This is a genomic window from Synechococcales cyanobacterium T60_A2020_003, from assembly GCA_015272205.1.
In the GTDB taxonomy this organism is placed as follows: Bacteria; Cyanobacteriota; Cyanobacteriia; order RECH01; family RECH01; genus JACYMB01.
Window position 1 is genome coordinate 1 of the sequence record JACYMB010000211.1, and the last position, 4,496, is coordinate 4,496.

The window sequence follows — 4,496 nt, forward strand, 5'->3', positions numbered from 1 at the left end:
CAGAGGATCACGCTCTGTAAACGCAGGGGCAATTTCAGGATTACCAGGCGTCCCAAAATAATCGCCCATCACTTGGCTGGGGTACAGCGTATAGCCCCGGTTCCAAACTACCGGGAATAGGGTATTGATCCCGATATCTGCTAGCCGCTGAACGGATTCTCGAATTGTGTGAGAAGAATCCAGGATGCGACTATCAACGTTGGTGATCCAAACGCCACGGATGGAGGTCATAGAAATCGGATTAGAGGGGGCGATCGCTCCAGATTTATCTAGACTTACACGAGTGGGCGACATTGTGCAGAGTTCACCCACACAAAATCGCCCCACAGCATCAGGACACCCTGCATCAGGGAAGGCCTCACGTTAGCACGGCAGTCACCTAGTCCGCTACGCCGACCAATGACTTTTCAGGACAGTAGCCCCGCTGCTCCAGATGCCGTTCCCAACTCCAGTGATTGATGAGAAAGTCGCGGGTGCTGGTATAGCCTTGGAGGTACAGGAAGTCTTTTTCCTCGGTGGTGAGGTTGAACTGGGTGGCGGTAATCCCCGTCGTCTCGATCGTAATCACACGTCCTAGATCGTTGGTGCGCTGCTCGTACAGATCGCGAGCCACCATCATGGTCTCTAATAGTCCAAACAGCAGGTCTAACGGATCGTTAATCGTCCGGGGCGATCGCTCTCCGTCCGTCAACTGAAGCCCAAAAGTGGGGCAGTGGGGCATTCGGTGTTTGGGCGCATCGTAGATCCACAGCGGGAAGTTGCTGAGAATACCGCCATCTACAATCACACTGTCGCCCACTTGTCCCGGCTCAAAAAAGAAGGGAATGCTCATGGATAGGCGCACCGCTTCGGCAACGCTGAAGTCCATCGGATTCAGATCAAATAATTCTAGATCGTTCGGAAGGAGCAACATTTCGTTGCGGCTAATATCGGAAGCAATGATCTTGAGGGCACGCTCGTGATACCACTCGGTTGCCCCTGCTGGAATCAGCGCCCCAAAGTTCGGCAGGCGATCGCCCAAGGTTCGTGCCAGCCAATGCACAAAGGGTTGCCCTGAATATTGCCCCATGCCGTTCTGACCCATCACGTGAGCCAGCAGCAGATTCCCGATCATCCGTTGGGGTTGGTTGAGGTCGTTCGCTGGGCAGCCGTTGAGAATCAGAGCACTCGTTTTCTTACACAGCAGATCGTTAACATAATCCAGTTCGCCAACAATACGTTCGAGTTCGTCGATGGAAAACTCAGCCGCAACAAGGGCAGCAGTAATCGCCCCGGCAGAGGTACCTGCTACTTTGCGAACGCGAATGCCAACCTCGTCAAAACAGCGTAATGCTCCTAGAAATGCGGTTCCCTTAACGCCACCCCCTTCAAAAACAGCATCCACGTAGTAATTACCATCGGGAGCTAGGGGTAATTTAGATCGGACAAATGCTTTTTCGACTTCGGTCAAACACAAATTTTCGCGGCGGCGTACAGCCGCAGGATTCCAAATAGTCATAGGTTTGATTAGACGCACCATTGATGGATGGGGTCTAGTATTCCCACTTCTGAGCGGACGATCGCACCTTCGACCGTACCTTTACCGATACTTTAATCTCTACCAAGTTTGAGTTCCGGGTTTTAAGTTCCGAGTTCTGAGTTTTAAGTTTTGAGCTCCCCCCCTCTTCACCCCATCACCCCATCACCTCCCAAAAGGGACTTGACGAAACCCACAACTGTCCGTTAGCGTCGTATAAAGCTATTCAAGAACTCTCCGCCAGAGATATGTTACGTCAATCTTTCTACTTTTATTGGTTTAACCCGGTTCACCTAGGGTGAGTCCTGCTTGCCATGGAACTCTAGGTGAACCGCAGTGTAAGAGCTGCGGTTTTTTAATGTTTTAGGAACACCTCGCGCATTACTACCATGCAACCCAACGTTATCCGCACCGCTTTTTTGGGATTTTATTGGTTTTGGCCCCGACACCGCTCCGGGTAACGTTGCCATGCTGTCATGCACATCACCGCCCGGAATCTAAAGGTTTCGGGCGTTTTTATTTTACTGCCCACCTTCAACCGTTGAGGATTCAACCCATGTCTGACCTGATGAAGAATGCCAAACTTGCTGCAAAAACTCACCCCGATCATCGCACTGTCATCGCCCTATCCCCTACGGTGACCGTTGGCGGGTCGGAACTATTAATTGTAGGTGGCCCCTGTGCCGTTGAGAATGCAGACCAAATGGAGGCGGTTGCGAGTCGATTGGCGATCGCCCCGGTGCAAGCGCTGCGTGGCGGCGTATACAAACCCCGCACCTCACCGTACTCCTTCCAGGGATTGGGCGAAACGGGATTGCAAATCCTTGCCCAGGTGCGCGATCGCTACGGGATGCCCGTGATTACGGAAGTAATGGCGATTTCCCAAATTGAGGCGATCGCCCGGTATGCCGATGTTCTCCAAGTGGGTAGCCGCAACATGCAGAACTTCGACCTATTGAAAGCCTTGGGACAGGTGCAAAAGCCCGTCGTGCTGAAACGAGGACTTGCGGCAACCCTGGAAGAATTCATCATGGCCGCCGAATATATCCTCAGTCACGGTAACCCCAACGTAATTCTCTGTGAACGAGGCATTCGCAGCTTCGACACCTACACTCGCAACGTGCTGGATCTCGGAGCGGTGGTTGCCCTCAAACAGTTGACCCATTTGCCCGTGATCGTGGATCCCAGCCATGCCGCAGGTAAACGGGAACTGATTGCTAACTTGGCAAAAGCCGCGATCGCCGCAGGGGCAGACGGGGTTATGATCGAGTGTCACCCGCACCCCGAACAGTCCGTATCCGATGCGCGGCAAGCGCTTTCGTTAGACGAGATGGCCTCTTTAGCAGAAACCTTGGAGGCGATCGCCATTGCTGTTGGACGCACTATTCCTGCTGGAGTTGGATCGATGCCCCCTCTCTCTTTGGTTTAGAGGCAATAACGCAGAAACCCGCAATGTCCAGAACCGATGGTGCACAGAAAGTGGGTTCACCATCGGTTAAGCCTCTAAGTCCTGTACACTAAGGGGTTGCAACGCGACCCCAAGTACCCAGCCCTATGGACAACGATATTCAACAGTTTGGCCCTGGTTTTCTGCCCACATTTCTGTACTACTTCACAGGCATGTTGGTGATTACGACCCTCATTTCTGCTCAGGTGCTCCATGTGAGCATCAGTACAGGGACGCCAATTCAGTTGGGAGTCATCGTTGGCTTAGCAGGGGGATTACTAGGTGCCGCCCGCAATCGCACGAAGGTTGTGACGTTACCGATTAAAAAACGCGATGGATTTGCAGAACAGTTGGAGGACACATTAACCGACTTGGGGTATCGCAAAATAGATACTCCCGCCCTTCCCGTGGACGATACGGTGACCGTGTACGAACCCTCCTCCGCGACAAAATGGTTTCTGGCTGGACGAGTTTACGTTCAGTTCAGCAAGAAACAGGTGACGATCGCCAGCCGTGCCTCTGTGATTAAGCGCATCCAGGCCGTCTTAGGCTGAGAACCGCAAGGGCAAATTCTCGGTTTAATATTTCAGAGAAAGCCACCGATCAAGGAGCTTTGGGCACTAAGTCCAACGTCCACTCCCCGGTACTATCATTCCAGGACGGAAACGGAGTTTGGCCGACGACGTACGGCCCCCAATAGCGCTGAGAACCGTCTAGCGAAAAGCCCATCAGGACATCATTCGGCTGAAGCTGTAACTCACCATCAGGCAGAGATAGCAGCAGTCCTTTGCCTGCACCTTCGCCTGGTGCGAAATCCCAATGAACGGCTTCACGGTAGCGATCGGTATCGGAATCACTATCCGGCTTTTGAGCCAGAAGTACCACCCGAACCACATGGGGCGTGGAATTACTAACGCGCAATCGGCCTGATTGATCAGCGATCGCTGGCAGTGCCGGAGCCGGAAGGACTGGAGTTGCGACTGGCTCAGTCTCTACAAGGGACTCCGTCCACGGCACTGTGGCAATTGCCGATAGTCCCGATGCGGCCAAGGGGCGATCGGCCTCAGAGGAATTAAAGGAGGACGAGCGGGACGCTGGTTTTCCCGCTGGGGAAATTAATCGTCCTAATAGCAAAATTGCGATGATCGTCGTCAGCACCCCGATCAGCGCCGGATATAGCTTGAGCTTTAAATCAGTGGTCAATCGGAGTCCACCTTTGATAGCAGCACATGGTTCTGATCTCTACTCTAAATGGAAGGTCGGAGCTTTGCCGAACAAATGATGAATTTTGTAGTGTTTTTGGGCTTTGTTGCATGATTAGAAGGATGATCAGGCTCACCTTGAGGTCGTCCGGGTATTAAGCTTCGACTTTGTAGCTATCGGGTTTAGCGATCTGAATCATGCGGTTGAGCGCAATACATTTGATGAACAATTCCACGGCTTGATTGTCAAATTGACGCGCACTGAGATTGCCCCCCAAAATAGTCTTAAAGCGGAACATGGTAGTTTCAGCAATCGAACGACGATGATAGC

General features: G+C 52.5%; 6 protein-coding genes. 2 read left to right on the forward strand and 4 right to left on the reverse strand.

The genetic code is table 11. The annotated features are described in order from the left end of the window. Both IGR76_10610 and IGR76_10615 read right to left on the reverse strand, forming a co-directional pair. The coding region (locus IGR76_10610; GenBank protein ID MBF2078944.1) for a family 10 glycosylhydrolase at positions 1 to 231 on the reverse strand (231 nt) is incomplete at its 3' end. Positions 232 to 379: 148 nt separating this feature from the next. Then, positions 380 to 1,498: a patatin-like phospholipase family protein gene (locus IGR76_10615; GenBank protein ID MBF2078945.1), complete on the reverse strand. Its 1,119-nt coding sequence runs from the start codon at positions 1,496 to 1,498 to the stop codon at positions 380 to 382. Between the two features lie 574 nt (positions 1,499 to 2,072). On the opposite strand from IGR76_10615, the gene aroF reads away from it, so the two are divergent. Continuing rightward, entirely contained in the window at positions 2,073 to 2,945 is an 873-nt protein-coding gene (aroF, locus tag IGR76_10620) for a 3-deoxy-7-phosphoheptulonate synthase (GenBank protein MBF2078946.1), read from the forward strand. 125 nt (positions 2,946 to 3,070) lie between these two features. Beyond that, the gene (locus IGR76_10625; protein MBF2078947.1) at positions 3,071 to 3,517 is read left to right on the forward strand and encodes a hypothetical protein; all 447 of its coding nucleotides are present in this window, start codon (positions 3,071 to 3,073) and stop codon (positions 3,515 to 3,517) included. Between the two features lie 49 nt (positions 3,518 to 3,566). On the opposite strand, the gene IGR76_10630 is transcribed toward IGR76_10625, so the two are convergent. Then, positions 3,567 to 4,166, reverse strand: a complete 600-nt coding sequence (locus tag IGR76_10630) for a hypothetical protein (GenBank protein ID MBF2078948.1) — start codon at positions 4,164 to 4,166, stop codon at positions 3,567 to 3,569. A gap of 154 nt (positions 4,167 to 4,320) precedes the next feature. Beyond that, a partial coding sequence (locus IGR76_10635) for an IS5/IS1182 family transposase (protein MBF2078949.1) occupies positions 4,321 to 4,496 on the reverse strand: 176 nt, incomplete at its 5' end.